We start from the raw sequence: 17,410 nt of genomic DNA, 5'->3' as shown, positions 1-17,410 counted from the left end.
CGCGCCGCGAAACTGACCCAGACCGCGCGCGCGGTGGTCCACGAGCTGGGAATCCATCCGCCGGAAATGCCGATCTGCGCCGCAACGCCAGCGGGGCTGCGTGTTTTCCTTGTTTCACCGCGCCGGCCGCGCCGGCTCAACCAATTGTCTTGTGATGGAACCGTCCTTCGTAGTGCTTACTGACCTCTCGCGCGGCGCCGAAGCGGCCCTGACGTATACCACTCGCCTGGCCGCCTTGCTAGCCGGCCGCCTCGTGCTGCTGCACGTGTACCAAGATCCGTTTCTGGAGCCCGAAGCCATGATGGTGGCCATGCCGGCCGTGCTGGAAAGCCGCCAGCAAATCAAAACCGACCTGGCGCAGCGGGCCCGGCAACTGCCGGTGCCAGCCGACACCGAACTCTCTGTGGACACCCTCACGGGGGCTGTGGCCGATGCGGTGCAGCGCCACCACCCCTTGCTGTTGGTGCTGGGCCGAGAACAACCCGAATACCTGCTCGACCGCCTGCTGCCCCACCACGCCGCGGCCGTGCTGCAGGAGGCGCGCTACCCCCTGCTGCTCGTGCCGGCCAGCTGGCCGGAGCAGGAACTGCCCCGCCGCGTGCTCGTGGCCTCCGACGAACATGGCTTCTGGCTCACGGCCCCGGCCCTGGCGTTGGCCGACCTGCTGCGCGCCCTGCAAGCCACCACCACCGTGGTGCACGTGGCCCCGGCCGACGGGCCCTCGCGGGCCGACGTGGGGCTGGCCGCGGTGCAGCGCACCGGCCTGTTTGGCCCGCTCACTGCCAACAGCCTCTACGAGGTGCGCGGCGAAGCGCCCGTGGAGGGCATCCTGCACGCGGCCGCCGAGCTGCGCAGTCAGCTGATCGTGGTGGTGGCCCGGCAGCACAGCCTGCTGGGCGGGCTGCTGCACCGCAGCGTCACGGGGCAGCTGCTGCACCGCAGCCCGGTGCCGGTGCTGGTGCTGCCCACCACCACCTGACGGCGCGGCCGCAGCGGGGCCGCGCTTCGCCGGCCCGCTGCACACCGGCGTGCTAGCGGGCCGGCTCGTAGGCTGCGCGGGTTTGCTTGGCGCGGGCCTGCTTTTTCTGCTGGCGCTTGAGGTAGCCGCGCACCAGGAAGTTGTGCTGCAGGGCCTCCATGCTCTGGCTGAAGCCCGCCGTGCCCTGCTCCACGTGGTGCATGCTCTGGCGCAGCTGCCGGGCAAAGGCGGTGTCGGCCAGCAGTGTATTGAGCGGGCCGTTGCCGGTCTGCACCTGCTGCTTCAGGCTGCCCAGCGTGGCCGCCAGCGTATCGGAGGTGCTGGCCAGGCGCCGGGAAGCGTGCCCGAGCCGGCCGGCAAAGGCGGTGTCGGTGAGCAGGTAGCCGGCCGGCCCGTGGCCCTGCCGCACGCCGCGCGTGAGCAGCTGCACGTCGCGGGACGCGGCCTGCAGCCGGGCGGTGGCCTCGTTGGCCTGCCGCAGGCTCTGGCGCACGTCGGCCGTGAGCTGCTCGTCGTTGAGCAGGCGCCAGAGCGGGTCGCTGCCGTTGAGCTTGCTGGTTATCTGCCGCAGGTCCTGGGTGATGCCGATCAGGTTGCGGTTCGACACGTTCAGCGTGCTCAGCATCTCGTCGATGCCTACCGGTGAAACGGTGCGCAGCACGTCGCCGGGGGCCACGGGCGGGGCGGGCGCGGGCTGTGCGTTGAGGTTCACGATGGTGTTGCCCACCAGCCCGTCGGTGCCGATGGCGGCCACCGCGTTTTTGCGCACGAAGGGCTGTACGTCGCGGTTCAGGTTCATCACCACCCGCACGGTCGTGTCGTTCAGGATCTGGATGCGGCGTACGGTGCCCACCGGGATGCCGCCCAGGCGCACGTTGTTGCCGGTGAGCAGGCCGGAAACGTTGCGAAAATCGGCCTGCACCTCCAGGCTGCGGCTGAATAGGTTCTGTTGGCGGCCCAGCAGAAACAAAACGGCAATCAGGCAGCTCAGGCCGAGGAGTACGAAGAGGCCGAGGCGGACGTGGTTGCTGGTGGTGCGCTGGGTCATGGCGAAGGGGGCCGGGTGGGCGGCGGTCAGGCAAAAAATTCGTGGATGCGCGGGTCGTCGCGGCGCTGCAGCTCCTCGTAGCTTCCCTCGGCGTAGCAGCGCCCGTCGATGAGCACGGCCACGCGGTCGGCGGTGAGGCGCACGCAGTTCATGTCGTGGGAAATAATCAGGGCCGAGGTGGCGTACTTCTGCTGCACCTCGCGGATGAGGTGGCTGATTTCGCGGGCCGTCACCGGGTCGAGGCCGGTGGTGGGCTCGTCGTAGAGGATGATGTCGGGGCGCAGGATGAGCGTGCGGGCCAGCGCGATGCGCTTGCGCATGCCCCCCGACAGCTCGGCGGGCATCATGTCGGCCGTGTGGGCCAGGCCTACGTCCTCCAGCGCCTGGCCGACCAGCTCGGCTTCCTCGGCCCGGCGGTGGGCCAGCCAGTGGCGGCGCAGCGGAAACAGCAGGTTTTCGCGCACGGTCATCGAGTCGTACAGCGCGTTGCTCTGAAACAGGAAGCCCACGCGGGCCCGCAGCTGGTCCATGGCCTCGTGGTCGAGCTCGGTCACGTCCTGGCCCAACACCGTGATGCGGCCCGCGTCGGGCCGCAGCAGGCCGATGATGCACTTGATGAGCACCGACTTGCCCGACCCGGACTTGCCGAGCACCACCACGTTCTGGCCTCGGTGCAGCGTGAGCGAGAAGTCCCGCAGCACGTGGTTGTCGCCGAAGGACTTGTCTACGTGCGCCACCGTCACCACCGGCTCGGCCGGAGCAGCTGGGGCAGCCGGGGCGGCCGTGGGGGCGGAAAGCGGTTCGGGCAACATGGCGAGGGCGGGACAGGGGCTCAGGGGTGGGCTAGTGCAGCAGCCGGTACACGGTCACGGCGGCCGCCACCAGCACCAGGGTCGTGTAAATGCGCTGGGTGTGTCGGGCCAGCCAGTTGGGCAGGTAGATGTCGAAGTTGTCGGTGCGAGCATCGGTATAGCGCCGCGCCAGCAGGGTGAGCGGGCAGGCAAATCCGAAGCCCAGCAGCACCAGGCCCTCGGCGGCCACTAGTCCAAAGCCCACCCACAGCCACAGGCCCAGGCGGCCGCTGATGGCCGCGTACAGCAGGTAAAAAATGACCGCGTTGAAAAACAGCCAGACCAATGTATGCAGCGTCTTGATGAGCGTAAGCGACCAGTGCAGGCTCATGGCTTCGGTTGATTGGTGGTTGCTGATGGTTGATTGATGGTGGCTAATTGTTGATTATCAAGTCCGTTGTTCAGGTAAAATCCGAGAACTGTCAACCACCAATCAACTACCAAGCCCCACCAATCAACCACCTCAGTTCAGGCCCAGCAGGCCGGTAATTTGCACGGCCACCAGATCGAGGATAAAGATGACCAACGACGAAACGACCACGGCCGAGTTGGCGGCCTGGCCCACGCCCTCGGTGCCCTTGTCGGAGTAATAGCCCTTGTAGCAGCCGATCAGCCCGATGGCAAAGCCAAAGAAAAAGGTTTTGAGGAAGGCCGGCAGCACGTCGCCGAACGTGAGGCGCGAGAGGATGTTGTTCACGAACAGCGCCAGCGTGGTCACGCCGCGCATGTTCAGGCCGAGGTAGGAAGCGTACAAGGCAATGGCGTCGGCCAGCACGGTGAGCACCGGCAGCATGAGCGTGGTGGCCAGCACGCGCGTCACCACCAGGTACTTGAAGGGATTCGTGCCCGACACTTCCATCGCGTCAATCTGCTCGGTCACGCGCATGGAGCCCAGTTCGGCCCCGATGCTGGAGCCGATCTTGCCGGCGAAGATGAGCGCCGTGATGATGGGTCCCATCTCGCGGATGATGGTCAGCCCCACCATGGCCGGTATCCACGACTCGGCCCCGAACTGCGCCATGGTCGGGCGGCTCTGCAGGGTCAGCACGATGCCCATGATGAAGCCCGTCACGCCCACCAGCGGCAGCGACTGGTAGCCGATGACGTAGCATTGGTAGAGCAGCTCCTGCACCTCGTAGCGCGGCCGCAGCCCTTCGCGAAAAAACCGCCCGGCGAAGTTCGCTATGCCGCCCGTTTGGGCCAGGAAGGAATGGTTGGGCACGGTGGTCGGGGTTGGAGCCAGGGAAAGAAATCAGGAATTGTCGGGGCCGGCGCGGTTCGCAGGCCCGCCGAGGCGCGTGGTTCAGGCGGGCACGGCCGGGGCCGGCTGCGCCGCCAGGGCCTGCTCGGCCTCCACCATGTTGGCCATGCCGGTGAGCAGCGCGTCCGGGGTGAAGGAAATGCTGTCGATGCCCTGCTCCACCAGGAAGCGGGCGAAATCGGGGTAGTCGCTGGGGGCCTGCCCGCACAAACCGATGGGCCGCCCGCAGGCCCGGGCCGTGCGGATGACCTGGGCCAGCAGGCGCGTCACGGCCGGGTTGCGCTCGTCGAACAGCGGGCTGACGATGGCCGAGTCGCGGTCGATGCCGAGCGTGAGCTGCGTCAGGTCGTTGGAGCCGATGCTGAACCCGTCGAACACCTGGGCGAAGTCCTCGGCCAGGATAACGTTGCTCGGAATTTCGGCCATCACGTAGATTTCCAGGCCTTCGGCGCCACCGCGCGGCAGGCCGTATTCGGCCATCAGCGCCACCACCTTCTGCCCCTCCGCCACGGTGCGGCAGAAAGGCACCATGGCTTTCACGTTGGTCAGGCCCATGTCGCGGTGCACCCGTTTCAGGGCTTCGCACTCCAGCCGAAACCCCTCACGGTACTCCGGGCTGTAGTAGCGCGCGGCCCCGCGGAAGCCGAGCATGGGGTTTTCCTCAGCGGGCTCGAACTGCCGGCCGCCCAGCAGGCCGGCGTACTCGTTGGTTTTGAAGTCGCTCAGGCGCACAATCACCGGCCGCGGGTGGAAGGCGGCCGCCACGAAGCCAATGGCCTGGGCCAGCTGGTCGACGAAGTATTCGGGCTTGCTGGAGTAGTGCGCCGTCAGCTGCTCGATGGCACGGCGGGCGGCCGCGTCCTGCAGCTGATCGAAAGCGACCAAGGCCATGGGGTGAATGCGGATGGCGTTGTTGATGACGAACTCCATGCGCATCAGCCCCACGCCCTGGCTGGGGTAGCGCGCCAGCTGCAGCGCCCGGCCGGGGTCGGCCAGGATGAGCAGCGGCTTGGTGCGCGGCAGCGCCACGCGCGTCAGGTCGAGGTCGGTTTCCTGCCAGCTGAGGCGGCCGGCGTACACGCGGCCCTCGTCGCCCTCGGCGCAGGACACGGTGATGAGCTGCCCGTCCTGAATTTTGTCGGTGGCGTCGAGGGTGCCCACCACGGCCGAAAGGCCCAGCTCGCGGGCCACGATGGCCGCGTGGCTGGTGCGCCCGCCCTTGTTGGTCACGATGACGGCGGCCTTACGCAGCACCACGTTCCAGTCGGGGCTAGTGCTGTCGGTCACCAGGATTTCGCCCGGCTGCAGGCGGTGCCCCTCGGCCGGCGAGTGAATGATGCGCGCCACCCCGGCCGCAATCTGGCTGCCCACGGCCTTGCCGGTGGCCAGCACCGGCCCGGTGCCGGTGAGCTGGTACTCGTGCAGGCGCAGCGCCTGCCGGCCGTGGTGGATGGTTTCGGGGCGGGCCTGCACGATGAACAGCTCTTGGGTAACGCCGTCTTTGGCCCACTCGATGTCCATGGGCATGCCGTAGTGCTCCTCGATGCGCAGGCACCAGCGCCCCAGCAGCTGCGCTTCCTCGTCGCTGAGCACAAACACGGCCTGCTTTTCGGGCGGCGTAGCGGTATTTTCGATGCCGGTAGCCGCCCCGTGGGCGTCCTGGGCGTAGCGCATGGTTTGGGCCTTGTCGCCGAGCTTGCGCGTAACCAGCGCGCGGTGGCCCTGGCGCAGGGCGGGCTTGAAGAGATAGAACTCGTCGGGGTTGACGGCGCCCTGCACCACGTTTTCGCCCAGGCCCCAGCTGCCGGTGAGGTAGATGAAGTTGTCGTGGCCGGTTTCGGGCTCGATGGTGAAGGCCACCCCGGCCGAAGCCAAATCGGAGCGCACCATGGCCTGCACCCCCACCGACAGGGCCACGTGCAGGTGCTCGAAGCCGTTCTGGATGCGGTACTTGATGGCGCGGTCGTTGAACAGCGACACGTAGCAGCGCTGGCAGGCCTGCAGCACGGCCTGCTCGCCGCGCACGTTCAGAAACGAGTCGTGCTGGCCGGCGAAGCTGGCGGTGGGCAGGTCCTCGGCGGTAGCACTGCTGCGCGCCGCCACCTGCAAGGGCTCGGGATAACCAGCACACAGCTCCCGGTAGGCCCGCACAATGGCTTCGGCCACGGGCGGCGGCAGGGTGGCCTGCTCCAGCAGCGCCCGGGCCTGGGCGCCCAGCTCGCGCAGGTTGCCGAACTCCTCCCGGTCTACCTGCCGCAGCAGGGCGGCGAGCGGCTCGCGCAGCTGGTTGTCGTCCAGGAACCGCCAGTACGCGGCGGCCGTCGTGGCGAAGCCGTTGGGGACGCGGATGCCGGCCGGCGCGAGCCGGTTGAATAGCTCGCCCAAGGAAGCATTCTTGCCGCCCACCACGGCCACCTGGTCGTTGTTGAGCTGCCGAAAGAACAGGGTATAGGGTTCGTGTGCCATAAGAGGAGAAAAATAAGGAAACAGCAGCCCGGCGCAGGCCATGGTCGCTCAGTACAGCAGGCCGTCCACGGCCTGCCGTTCGGGGGCACCGGCCGCCGAGTCGGCGGCGGGCAGGAGCAGCAGCGGAATGGAACTCAGGCGCATCACTTCCCCCGTGACGCGGCAGGGAAACAGGCTCCGCAGCAAGCTGCGCGGGCGGGCTACCAGCACCAGCAAATCGGCCTGGATATCGGCAGCGGCCTGCACGATACCCGCGCTGCGCGAGGCCTGCCGCACTTGGTAAGAGCCGCCCGGCGCCCCGGCCGGCACCGCGCCGCCGCGGCGGGCCGCCGCCAAGGCCCGCTGCATGGCGGGCTGTCCCGCGGCCTGCGGTTCGGCCACGTGCACCACGGTGTAGGTGGGGTGCCAGCGGCCGAGGGCCGCGACGAGGTGCCGGGCCTCGGGGGTCAGTTCAAAAGCGTCCCCATCCACGGCCACGGCCAGCTGCCGGGGCAGCGCGGGGTCTTGAGCAGCGGCGGCCGGCACGAGCAGCAGCGGCAGGTGCGTGTCGCGCAGCGCCGGCAGCACGTGGTTGCGCAGCAGCTGGTCGAGCAGATCGTGCTCGGGCGCCAGCCCCAGGGCCAGGAGCTGGAGCGGCCGCCGCTGCTGCAGCGCCTGCAGGGCATCGTGCACGCCGCCGGCCGCGCGGTACACGGTGGCCGGCACCGGCAGACGCTCAGCCACCGCGGCCAGCGCGGCTTCGGTATCGTGCTCCTGCAGCAGTTCATCGGCGGGCGTGAGCACCAAGCCCAGCTCGGGCTCCAGCACCGGCGGTATCGGCAGGTGTAGCAGCACCAGGTCGGCCCCCACGGCCCCGGCCAGCAGCGCCGTCAGGTAGGCGGCCCGGTGGGCTTGGGGCGATAAATCCGTCAGAGCGACAAACGTAGAGGACACCATCGAAACGGGCGGTAAACTGCGGCGGCAACGACGGACCCGACCGGACAAGCGGCTGATTCAGAAGCCGGGTACCGGGGGTATTCCGCGTTTGCTGCGTAAAAATGCAGGCCGGGGGTCAGCCGCAGAATGACTAATACCAGCCTCGCCAGTGACTTTTGTCACATTTGCCGCCGGCCCCGCTTCGACCACCCCGCCCCGCGCAGCAGCGGTAAGTGGGCCCGAAAACCCAGCGGCGCTGCCACCGGCTAACGCACGGCGCCGGCCCGCCATCCGGCCCGGTACCGGGCCGGATGGCGGGCCGGCGAAGCCCACTCCTGCAGACGCGCGCTACAGATCGGGCCAGAGCAAGCCGTCGTCGACGGCGCGACGCGCGGCGGGCCGGCCCGCCGCGGGCTCCACCACCGGCACGGCCAGCACGGGCACCTGGCTGCGCGCCACGACCTGGGCCGTAACGCTGCGGTGGAACAACTCGCCCAAGTAGCTGCGCGCCCGCACCTGCAGCACCACCAGCTCGGCCTGCGTCGCGTCGATGGCCTCGAGCACCCCGAGCGTGGGGTTGGCGTGCAGGTAGCCCTGCAACTCCACGCGGGCCGAGCCGGCCGCCAGCCCGCTGCGCTGCACCGCCTCCAGGGCCATGGTACAGCCGGCATCGTCCTCCACCGGCGAAACGTAGGCGACCGTGAGAGCGGCCCCGAGGCCGCGCAGCAGCAGCTCCACCGCGCGGGCCGAGCGGTCCAACCCGAAGGCTTCGCGGTCGGCCGCCACCAGCACGCGCCGGGGGGGGCAGGGCGGCTCCGGGCCGGCGGGCACCAGCAGCACGGGGAAGCGCGCGGCGCGCAGCAGCTCCAGGGCCGCGGTGGTTAGCTGGGCTGCGTCGCCGCCCTGGCCGGGCGCGGGCAGGCCGAGCACGAAGAGGGCCGGCTGGTGCCGCGTCACCAGGTCCTGCGCCACTTCAGGCAGCAGGTCGGTGGCCAGTTCCACGGTAGCCGGGCTCAGCAGCTGGTTGGCCAGCTGGGCCAGCAGCGCGCTGGTGGTGGCTTCCCGGTTCAGCTCTTCGCGGCGCCAGTCTTCGCCCACGAATACATACGGGTCGTAGAGGGAGGCGCGGTTCACGTGCAGCAGCACCAGCTGGGCCCCCAGGGCGCTGGCCAATGCGTCGGCGTAGTGCACGGCGCGCTGGCCGGGCTGGTAGAAATTGGTGAGGACGATCAGGGAAAGAGCCATAGCCAAGCAAAACAGGTAAAGGGTTTGGACGGCGCACGCGCGGGGCTTAGTCCAAGGCCGGCAGCAGCAGCACCGGAATCGGGCTTTCGCCGATGACCTGGGCCGTGACGCTGCGGTGAAACAGGCTGCTGAGCAGGTTGTGGCGGCGCGCCACGAGCACCAGCAGGTCGGCTTCCAATTCGGCCGCGCTCTGCAGGATGCCCTCGGCGCAGTTCACGTTGTAGACGATGTGCGGGCGGGCGGCGCCGTCCAGCAGTGGTGCCACCCCGCTGCGCAGCACGCTTTGCAGGGCGTCATGTCCGGCAGCAGCCCCGGGGTCCTTGCGGTCGGTGACGTGCACGATGTTGAGCGTGGCGGGCAACTGCTCCAGCAGTTGCTGCACGATGTGCTGGTTTTCGTAGAGCGAAAACGCGTCGCCGTCGACGGCCAGCGCCAAGCGGCGCGGCGGAAACGTATCCCAGCCGACGGTGGGCACAATCAGCAACGGGTAGGGCACGTGGCGCAGCAAATCCAGCGCGGCGCTGGTCACCACTTCCACCGGCATGGTGGCCGTGCCGGGGCGGCCCAGCACCAGCAGCTGCGGCTGGTGGTGGCGCACGGCCTCGGCCACGGCCTCCGGCAGGAAACCCTCCGACACCTCTACCTGCGTGGGCACGGGCTGCTCGCCGGCCAGCGCGTTCAGCGCCTGCCGGGTCTGCCGCTCGCTGGGCTCGGCGTGGCGGTATTCTTCGGGCGAGAGCAGCGCATCGTGGCGCACGTGCAGCAGCACCAGGTGGGCCTGCAGCGGCACGGCCAGCCCGGCCGCGTACGAGAGGGCGCGGTTGGAAACGGCGAAGAAGTCGGTGAGTACGACAATGGCGGGCGTGGTCATGGCAATAAAGGAAAACGAAGGGTTTAGAAAGAGCCCGCGTACGGTCCCAGCAAGTGTTTATTGCGGGCCAGGCCGCTGGCTTCGGTCAATTGGTCGTCGGCCCAGGCACACCCGGCGCCCCGCCCGGCGCCGGACAGCGACGCGGCCGCCGCGTAGTCGGCGGGCGGGCGGCGCGGCGCCACGCGGGCAGCGGGCACTTCGCGCGTCGGGAAAGCAAAGCGGGGGCGGGGGCGGCGGTTCATGGCAGCGGGTAAGCAGGTAGGTAAGCAGAAAAGCACGCGGGTGGGCGACGAGCCGGCACGCGGCCGCGGGGCGCGGCACCCTCAGTCGGCCGAACGCAGGCGCAGGTGGTTGTTCACGTCGCGGGCGCCGCAGGCGTAGGCTTCGGTGGCGGCGCACTGGCGGTCCAGCCGGGTGTCCACGGTGCCGGTGAGCGTCACGCGCCCTTCGTGCACGCCGATGCGGATGGGCTGATCGTGCAGCAGCGCCGACCAGTAATAGTGGTGGCGGATGCGCTGCTCCAGCACGTGGTCGGGCTCGGGACGCCCGGGAGTAGCCGACTCCGCGGTTGGCGCCGCGGTGAGGGGCTCCAGGTTGGGGTAGCACTGCACGTGGTTGGCCACGTCCAGCACGCCCGGCACGCCCGCGGCCACGTCGGCGGCCCACTCCTGGTCGGCGTGCGAGTCCACGGTGCCGTAGAGCTGCACTTTGCCGTTGCTCACGTTGATGGTGAAGTCGTAGTGGCCCACGAACGGGTCGCAGGCCAGCGCCGCCTTCACGTGCTCCTGGGTAGCGGCATCGGGGGCCGGGTAGTCGGCGCGCACCAGCAGCAGGTTGCGCACCTCGCGCACGCCCACCACGTTGGCCGCATCGGCCGCGGCAGCCAGCCGGGCCCGCAGGTGGCTGACGGTGCCGGCCAGCGTCACCACCCCGTCGCGCACGTGCACCGTGAGGCTGAAGGCGCGGCAGCGCGGATCGTAGCCGAGCACGTCGCGCACGGCGCGGGCAATGTCCGCGTCGGCCTTGGGGGCCAGCTTCTGGCGCCGCAGCTCCTTGTCCAGCGCCCAGGAGGCCACGAACAGGTCGTGGGCGTCCACCGAAGTGGCGCCGGCCGTGTATGCCAAGGCCACCACTTGGTCGCGTTCGGCCATGGTACCCACCGTGCCGGCCAGGTGCACCACGCCGCGCTCGGCGTGCACGGTCACCAGCTCGCTTTTCACGCGCAGGTCCCAGTCGAGCAGGGTTCGGATTTCGGCCGTGATTTCCGCGTCGGAGTTGGTCACCTGCCCCCCACGCACCGCCAACTCGTTGGCAATCCGGCGCACGCCGCGCACGCCTTTCAGCGCCTGGAGCACCAGTTGGGCTTCCGCCCACGACTGCACGGCTCCGCGCACAAGCACCTGCCCGTCGTGCACGGCGCAGCGCACGTTGAAATCGGCCGTGACCGGGTCCTGGGCCAAGGCGTATTCCACGGCCGCCTGCAGTTCGGCGTCGGGCACGTCGGCGGTGCGAACGACGAGCTCGTTGATGACCCCGCGCACCCCGCGCACGGCTTTGGCAATGGCTTCGGCCCGCTCACGGGAAAGCAGGCAGTTGGTGAACCCGCTGAGTTGGACGATGCCCTCGTGGGTTTCGACCTCAATGAGCTGCGACGCGACGCCTTTCTTGATCAGAAAATACCGCTCAATGGCCGCCGTGATGTCGGTGTCGGCCAGGCGTTCCTCGGCGGCAGGTGTGGGCTGGGGTATCATGGCAGGAATGGAGTTGGGAACCTGGGCCAAGGTAGCGGGGGCAACCCAGGCCGGACACGCGATTTATCAGGTCAAGCGGCTGACATTCGTCATTTTCACCCGTTCGGGTCCACGCCCGCGACCAGCGGCCCAGCCCCTAGGCGGCCTGCCGCAGCGCGGGGGCCGGGCGGTGCCGCTGCGTGAGCTGCCAGTGCCCGCGCATGGCGGCTTCGTTGAGCAGCCGGGCCTCGGCTTCGGCGGCCTGGGGCCCCGCGAAGGCGGAGCGAAACGTGGCGGTGAGCAGCTGCCGCCACCGCCGCACCTGGGCTTCGCTGCATGGCCAATGGCCGCCGTGCGGCGGCCGCCCCAGGTAGCAGTGGCCGGCCAGGGCCCGCTCCCACCACTCGTACTCGGCCTGCGCCGGCTCCTGGGGCCGCCCGAACACGGGTCCGAGCAGGGCGTCATCGGCGACCCGAGCGGTGAACAGCCGTGCGAACCGGCGGCGCTCGAGCGGGCTGCTCAGGTCGGGCAGCGGCCGCGTGGGTGGGCGGAGAACCATCGGAGCAGGCTTAGGAAATCGATCCGGCATAGCGGGCCGGCCGGGCCGCGTGCCACGTCAAAGCGGCCACCAACAGCACCATCACCGAAAACCAAAACGTGGGCGTAACCATGGCAGTAAAGCAATGAAGGGAAAAGACGGCGCCGGCAAGCGGCCGGCGACTTGTTCAGCAAAGATGCCGCGCCCTGCGCGTGCCGGCAGCGACAATAATCACGTGAAATGTTGATTTTCATCACCTTTCAGCGCTGAACTGCCCCCGACCTTCAGCGCAGTTTCCGGCGGCACGCTTTCCGTTCTCGCTCACCCCCTGCCTGCTTTATATGGTTGCTCCCCACGCCGCTACGCTGCCGCCCGGCCTCACGGAGGCCGAAGTCCGGCTTCAACAGCACCGTTTCGGCCGCAACGTGCTCGTGCGCTCCGGGCGCAGTGACCTCTGGCTCGTGGCGCGGCGCATCCTTACCGAGCCGATGTTCGTGCTGCTGGTGCTCACGGCGGGCGTGTACCTGCTGATCGGCAGTCGAACCGAAGCGCTGACGCTGCTCGGGGCCACGGCGCTGGTCGCGGGCATCTCACTGTATCAGGGCGCCCGCAGCGACCGGGCCCTGCGCGCCCTGCAAGACCTGACGCAGCCCCAAGCCCGGCTGCGGCGCCACGGCCAGCTGGTGGAGCTGCCCGCCGCAGAGGTGGTGGTGGGCGACGTGCTGGTGGTGGCCGAAGGCGAGCAGGTGGTGGCCGACGGGGTGCTGCTGCAAGCCTACGACCTGCTCACCGATGAATCGTTTCTGACCGGCGAATCGCTGCCGGTACCCAAAAACGCTGACGGCCGCCAGCTGGTATACGCCGGCTCGGCCGTCACGCGCGGCTCGGCCGTTGTGCGGGTGTCGGCCGTGGGCGGCGCCACCCGGCTGGGCCGCATCGGCGGCCTGATGCAAACCATCGAGGCGCCGCCCACCCCCCTGCAGCGCCAGATTGCGGATTTCGTGCGGCGCATGGCGCTGGTGGGCGCCGGCGCGTTCGTGCTTGTGTGGGCCTACAACTGGTGGGAATCGGGCAGCCTGGCGCACGGGCTGCTGCACGGCCTGACTTTGGCCATGGCCATTCTGCCCGAGGAAATTCCGGTGGCCCTGGCCGTGTTCATGGCCCTGGGCGCTTGGCGGCTGATGCAACGGGGCGTCCTTACCCGGCTGCCCCAAACGGTGGAAACGCTTGGTTCGGCCACCGTCATCGGCGTCGACAAAACCGGCACCCTCACCCAAAACCGCATGACGCTCAGCCAGCTCTACTGCCCCGGCGACGCGGCGCCCCAGGAGTTTCGGCCCGGCGCGCCGCTGCGCCCCCCGCAGCAGGCGCTGCTGGCCACGGCCATGTGGGCCAGCGAGCCGCAGCCCTTCGACCCGATGGAGCAGGCCCTGCACCAGGCCTACGCGGCCGCCGTGGGGCCGGCGGACGCCCGCCCGGCCTACCGGCTGGTGCACGAGTACCCGCTGGCCGGGCACCCGCCCCTGATGACCCACGTGTTTGGCAACGCAGCCGGGCACCGGGTGGTGGCCGCCAAGGGCGCCCCGGAAGGCCTGATAGCCCGCGCGCACCTGCCCGCCGAGGCCCGCGAGGCCGCCCTGGCGGCGCTGCAAGCCATGGCGGCCACTGGGCTGCGGGTGCTGGGCGTGGCCCGCAGCGAGTGCCCCGCCGCGGGCTACCCGGCCAGCCAGGAAGAATTTGCCTGGGAATTGGTGGGGCTGGTGGGTTTCAGCGACCCGCCCAAGGCCAGCTCGGCCGCCGTGCTGCGGCAGTTTTACGAGGCGGGCATTCAGGTCAAGATGATTACCGGCGACAACGCGCTGACGGCCCTCGCCATTGCCCGGCAAGTGGGCCTGCGCCGCCCCGAGCCGGTGCTGACCGGCGCCGACGTGCTGGCGCTGGACGAAACCGCCCTGCGCGCCCGGGTGGGGGCCGTGAACCTGTACGCCCGCATGTTTCCGGAAGCCAAGCTGCGCGTCATTGAGGCGCTGAAAGCCAACGGCGAGGTGGTGGCCATGACCGGCGACGGCGTAAACGATGCGCCCGCCCTGAAAGCGGCCCACATCGGCGTGGCCATGGGCCGGCGCGGCACCGAGCTGGCCCGGCAGGCGGCCGCCCTGGTCCTGCTCGACGACGAGCTGACGGGCATGGTGACGGCCGTGGGCTTCGGCCGCAAGATCTACCACAACCTCAAGAAAGCCGTCCAGTACATCATTGCCATCCACGTGCCGCTGGTGCTGGCCGTGCTGGTGCCCTCGATGCTGGCGTGGCGCTTCCCCGTGCTGCTGGGGCCGGTACACGTCATCTTTCTGGAATTGCTGATGGGCCCTACCTGCTCCATCGTGTACGAGCACGAACCCATGGAAGCCGGCACCCTGCAGGAGCCCCCGCGCCCGGTCGACGCCACTTTTCTCTCCTGGAATGAGCTCAGCGGCAGCTTGCTGCAGGGAGCGGTGGTGGCGGCGGGGGTGCTCGGCCTCGGCTATTACGTCCAGCAGCAGGCTGCCGCTGAGCCGCTCGTGCGCACGATGGTATTCACGACGCTGGTGCTGGCCAACGCCCTGCTGACACTCGTGGGCCGCTCGCGGCGCTACACGCTGCGCACCACGCTGCGCTACGCCAATCCGCTGGTGCCCGGCGTGCTGGCCCTCTCCCTGCTGCTGCTGGCCCTGTGCCTGTGGGTGCCCGCGCTGCAGCAATTATTCCAATTGCAGCCGCTTACGGCTGCGCAGCTGGCGGCCTGCGCGGCGGTGGCGGCCGGGTCCACCGGTTGGTTTGAAGTGTACAAAGCCGTGCGCTCCGGCTCCGGCCCAGCATAGCCGAGCGGGCGTTGGGGGGCTGGCCGGGCAGCAAATGATCCGGTCAGCAAGTGGGCCGGCACTATTTTATTTGATAGTATTACTATCATTTTCAAAAGCACGCGTATATTTGCAGCGTCAGCGGTGGCTGCGCCGGGCATGGGGCCGGGCGCAACGCCGATTACGGTTTGCTGCTTATGGATGCTTCCCTGCGCGTGGCGCTCAACGAGAAACTCTACCTGCGCGACCCGCAGGACACCGACTTGGGGCGCCGGCTGGTAGCCGAAAGCATCGGGCTCATCGACGAAATCGGGTTTGAGCATTTCACGTTCAAGAAACTGGCCCAGCGGCTGCAATCCACGGAAGCGTCGCTGTACCGCTATTTCGAAAACAAGCACCGGCTGCTCGTGTACCTCGTGTCGTGGTACTGGGTGTGGATGGGCTACCAGTTTCGGTTTCACACCCACAACGTGCCCGACGCCGCCGAGCGCCTGCGCCTGATGCTGCGCATCCTCACCCGCGCCCACCAAGACGACCCGACCACTATGCAGGTCGACGAGGCCGCGCTGTACCGCATTGTGGTGAACGAGGCCTCCAAGGCTTACCTGACGCGCGACGTAGACGAGGATAACCAGGCAGGCCTGTTCCGGGAATACAAGCGACTGGCCGCCAGCATCGTGGCGGTGGTGCAGGAAATCAACCCGCACTACCCGTTTCCGCACGCGCTGGTGAGCACGCTGCTGGAGGCCGCGCGCAAGCAGCTGTTTTTTGCCCAGCACCTGCCTTCCCTCACGGATACGGCCGTCGGCACCGCCGAAGAAAACCTGTACCACTTCCTCGAAAACCTGGCCTTCGCCGCCCTGCGGACCGATGCCCCCCGCTAGGTTTTTGTTTTCGTTCTTAACGCCGCATTACCCGCATGGCTGATTTGCATGCTTCTGCCCTAACGCCCGGCCAGCGCTTCTGGCGCCTGCTGGCGGCCGAGCGCCGCGACATTTTCTACGTGTACGTGTACGCAGCCCTGGCTGGGCTTATCAACCTTTCGCTGCCGCTGGGCGTGCAGTCGGTCATCGGCTTCGTGAGCAGCGGGGCCGTCAGCACGTCGCTGGTCGTGCTCATCGCGCTGATCGTGCTGGGCACGCTGCTGGTGGGGGGCATGCAGGTGATGCAGGTGCACCTGGTGGAGCGCATGCAGCAGCGCCTGTTTGCGCGCGTCAGCCTCGACTTTGCCCTGCGCCTGCCGCGGGTGCGCGCCGAGGCCCTGAACGGGCAGTACCTGCCCGAGCTGATGAACCGCCTGCTCGACGCGCCCACGCTGCAAAAGGGCCTGGCCACGCTGCTGCTGGAGTTTTCGGCCGCGGCGCTGCAGATCCTGTTCGGCATCATCCTGCTGACGTTTTACCACCCTGTGTTCATCGCCTTCGGGGTGCTGCTGGTGGTGCTGCTCGGGCTGCTGCTGCGCGCCACCAGTCCCCAGGGCCTGCGCACCAGCCTGCAGGAGTCCAAGTACAAGTACAAGCTGGTGGCCTGGCTGGAAGACGTGGCCCGTACCGTACACACTTTTCGCCACCCGCCCCGGCAGGCCCTGGCCCTGGACCGCACCGACGACCTGCTGGAGGGCTACCTGACGGCCCGCCAAAGCCACTTTCGCGTGCTGCTGACCCAGTACTGGGGCTTTGTGGCCTTTAAGACGCTCATCACGGCGGCCCTGCTCTCCATCGGCTGCTGGCTGCTCATCAACCGGCAGATGAACATCGGGCAGTTCGTGGCCGCCGAAATCGTCATCATCCTCACGATTTCGGCCGTGGAAAAGGTGCTCATGAAGCTGGATGTGGTGTACGATGCGCTGACCTCCATCGACAAAATCGGGCACGTGCTCGACCTGCCGGTGGTGGACGCCCGCCCCGATGGCCTTGCCCTGCCCGCGGGCACCGGCGGCCTGCGCGTGGAGCTGCGGCAGCTGCGCTACGCGTACCCCGACCACGAGCATCCCACCCTCGACGGCATCGACCTGACGCTGGCCGCGGGCGAGCACCTGGGCCTGGCCGGCTTCGATGGCTCGGGCAAAACCACCCTGCTGCGCATCCTGGCGGGCCTGCTGCAGGGCCACACCGGCGCCTTGTCGTACGAGCAGCTGGCCCTGCAAGACCTGACCGCCGACGCGGTGGGCCGGTACGTGGGCGACAACATCTCGCACCAGAACCTGTTCGACGGCACCTTACTCGACAATTTGACGTTGGAGCAGCCGGGCATCGGCCCTGAGGACGTGACCTGGGCCTTGGAGATGGTGGGCTTGCGCGACGACGTGTACGCCCGTCCGCTGGGCCTGCGCACGCCTTTGGGCATCGGGTTGCCGCTGGCCGAGAGCACCCGCCAGAAGCTGCTGCTGGCCCGCGCCCTGGTGCGCCGCCCGCGCCTGCTGCTGCTCGACGACTTCTTGCCCGGCGTGGAGCCCGCCGAGCGCCTGCGCGTGCTGCGCCGCGTGCTGCACGAAGGCCCGGGCTGGACGGTGGTGCTGGCCTCCAACGACTTGCGCGTGCTTCAGCTGTGTCCGCGCCTGGCCGTGCTGCGTGAGGGCCGCCTCGTGGCCGACGGGGCCTTTGCCGACGTGTCACGGCAGCCCGAACTGCAACCGCTGCTGGCCTAACGACCGGTTTATTTTCTGCTTT

15 protein-coding genes are annotated in these 17,410 nt (G+C 68.8%); 4 read left to right on the top strand and 11 right to left on the bottom strand.

The features are described 5' to 3' along the window. Positions 1 to 154 precede the first annotated feature (154 nt). Positions 155 to 979: a universal stress protein gene (locus tag ACYVKQ_RS10745; RefSeq protein ID WP_460578161.1), complete on the top strand. Its 825-nt coding sequence runs from the start codon at positions 155 to 157 to the stop codon at positions 977 to 979. Between the two features lie 52 nt (positions 980 to 1,031). On the opposite strand, the gene ACYVKQ_RS10740 is transcribed toward ACYVKQ_RS10745, so the two are convergent. From ACYVKQ_RS10740 to ACYVKQ_RS10690, 11 genes are all read right to left on the bottom strand, one after another. Further along, positions 1,032 to 2,027, bottom strand: coding sequence for an MlaD family protein (locus ACYVKQ_RS10740; RefSeq protein ID WP_460578160.1), 996 nt, complete (start codon positions 2,025 to 2,027; stop codon positions 1,032 to 1,034). A gap of 26 nt (positions 2,028 to 2,053) precedes the next feature. Then, positions 2,054 to 2,839, bottom strand: coding sequence for an ABC transporter ATP-binding protein (locus tag ACYVKQ_RS10735; RefSeq protein WP_460578159.1), 786 nt, complete (start codon positions 2,837 to 2,839; stop codon positions 2,054 to 2,056). A gap of 31 nt (positions 2,840 to 2,870) precedes the next feature. Next, the gene (locus tag ACYVKQ_RS10730) at positions 2,871 to 3,209 is read right to left on the bottom strand and encodes a hypothetical protein (protein ID WP_460578158.1); all 339 of its coding nucleotides are present in this window, start codon (positions 3,207 to 3,209) and stop codon (positions 2,871 to 2,873) included. A 132-nt stretch (positions 3,210 to 3,341) separates the two neighbouring features. Next, positions 3,342 to 4,100, bottom strand: a complete 759-nt coding sequence (locus ACYVKQ_RS10725; RefSeq protein ID WP_460578157.1) for an MlaE family ABC transporter permease — start codon at positions 4,098 to 4,100, stop codon at positions 3,342 to 3,344. Positions 4,101 to 4,181: 81 nt separating this feature from the next. Continuing rightward, positions 4,182 to 6,605 carry a phosphoenolpyruvate synthase gene (ppsA, locus tag ACYVKQ_RS10720; RefSeq protein ID WP_460578156.1) on the bottom strand — a complete coding sequence of 808 codons (2,424 nt, stop codon included), beginning with the start codon at positions 6,603 to 6,605 and terminating at the stop codon, positions 4,182 to 4,184. A gap of 48 nt (positions 6,606 to 6,653) precedes the next feature. Continuing rightward, positions 6,654 to 7,541, bottom strand: a complete 888-nt coding sequence (locus ACYVKQ_RS10715) for a universal stress protein (protein WP_460578155.1) — start codon at positions 7,539 to 7,541, stop codon at positions 6,654 to 6,656. 327 nt (positions 7,542 to 7,868) lie between these two features. Beyond that, complete coding sequence (locus tag ACYVKQ_RS10710) at positions 7,869 to 8,765, bottom strand: universal stress protein (RefSeq protein ID WP_460578154.1); 897 nt, start codon at positions 8,763 to 8,765, stop codon at positions 7,869 to 7,871. A gap of 46 nt (positions 8,766 to 8,811) precedes the next feature. After that, positions 8,812 to 9,636, bottom strand: coding sequence for a universal stress protein (locus ACYVKQ_RS10705; protein ID WP_460578153.1), 825 nt, complete (start codon positions 9,634 to 9,636; stop codon positions 8,812 to 8,814). A 23-nt stretch (positions 9,637 to 9,659) separates the two neighbouring features. Beyond that, positions 9,660 to 9,878: a hypothetical protein gene (locus ACYVKQ_RS10700; RefSeq protein ID WP_460578152.1), complete on the bottom strand. Its 219-nt coding sequence runs from the start codon at positions 9,876 to 9,878 to the stop codon at positions 9,660 to 9,662. A gap of 81 nt (positions 9,879 to 9,959) precedes the next feature. Continuing rightward, on the bottom strand, positions 9,960 to 11,387 hold the full coding sequence (locus ACYVKQ_RS10695) for a BON domain-containing protein (protein WP_460578151.1): 1,428 nt from the start codon (positions 11,385 to 11,387) through the stop codon (positions 9,960 to 9,962). 136 nt (positions 11,388 to 11,523) lie between these two features. Continuing rightward, on the bottom strand, positions 11,524 to 11,925 hold the full coding sequence (locus ACYVKQ_RS10690) for a globin family protein (protein ID WP_460578150.1): 402 nt from the start codon (positions 11,923 to 11,925) through the stop codon (positions 11,524 to 11,526). Positions 11,926 to 12,245: 320 nt separating this feature from the next. Here ACYVKQ_RS10690 and ACYVKQ_RS10685 point away from each other — a divergent pair, with 320 nt between their 5' ends. From ACYVKQ_RS10685 to ACYVKQ_RS10675, 3 genes are all read left to right on the top strand, one after another. Continuing rightward, positions 12,246 to 14,762 carry a cation-translocating P-type ATPase gene (locus ACYVKQ_RS10685; RefSeq protein WP_460578149.1) on the top strand — a complete coding sequence of 839 codons (2,517 nt, stop codon included), beginning with the start codon at positions 12,246 to 12,248 and terminating at the stop codon, positions 14,760 to 14,762. 176 nt (positions 14,763 to 14,938) lie between these two features. Then, on the top strand, positions 14,939 to 15,625 hold the full coding sequence (locus ACYVKQ_RS10680; RefSeq protein ID WP_460578148.1) for a TetR/AcrR family transcriptional regulator: 687 nt from the start codon (positions 14,939 to 14,941) through the stop codon (positions 15,623 to 15,625). Between the two features lie 35 nt (positions 15,626 to 15,660). Further along, positions 15,661 to 17,388, top strand: coding sequence for a peptidase domain-containing ABC transporter (locus ACYVKQ_RS10675; protein ID WP_460578147.1), 1,728 nt, complete (start codon positions 15,661 to 15,663; stop codon positions 17,386 to 17,388). Positions 17,389 to 17,410 lie beyond the last annotated feature (22 nt).

This window comes from Hymenobacter coalescens (genome assembly GCF_054783195.1).
This window is presented reverse-complemented; position numbering and strand designations above follow the sequence as displayed.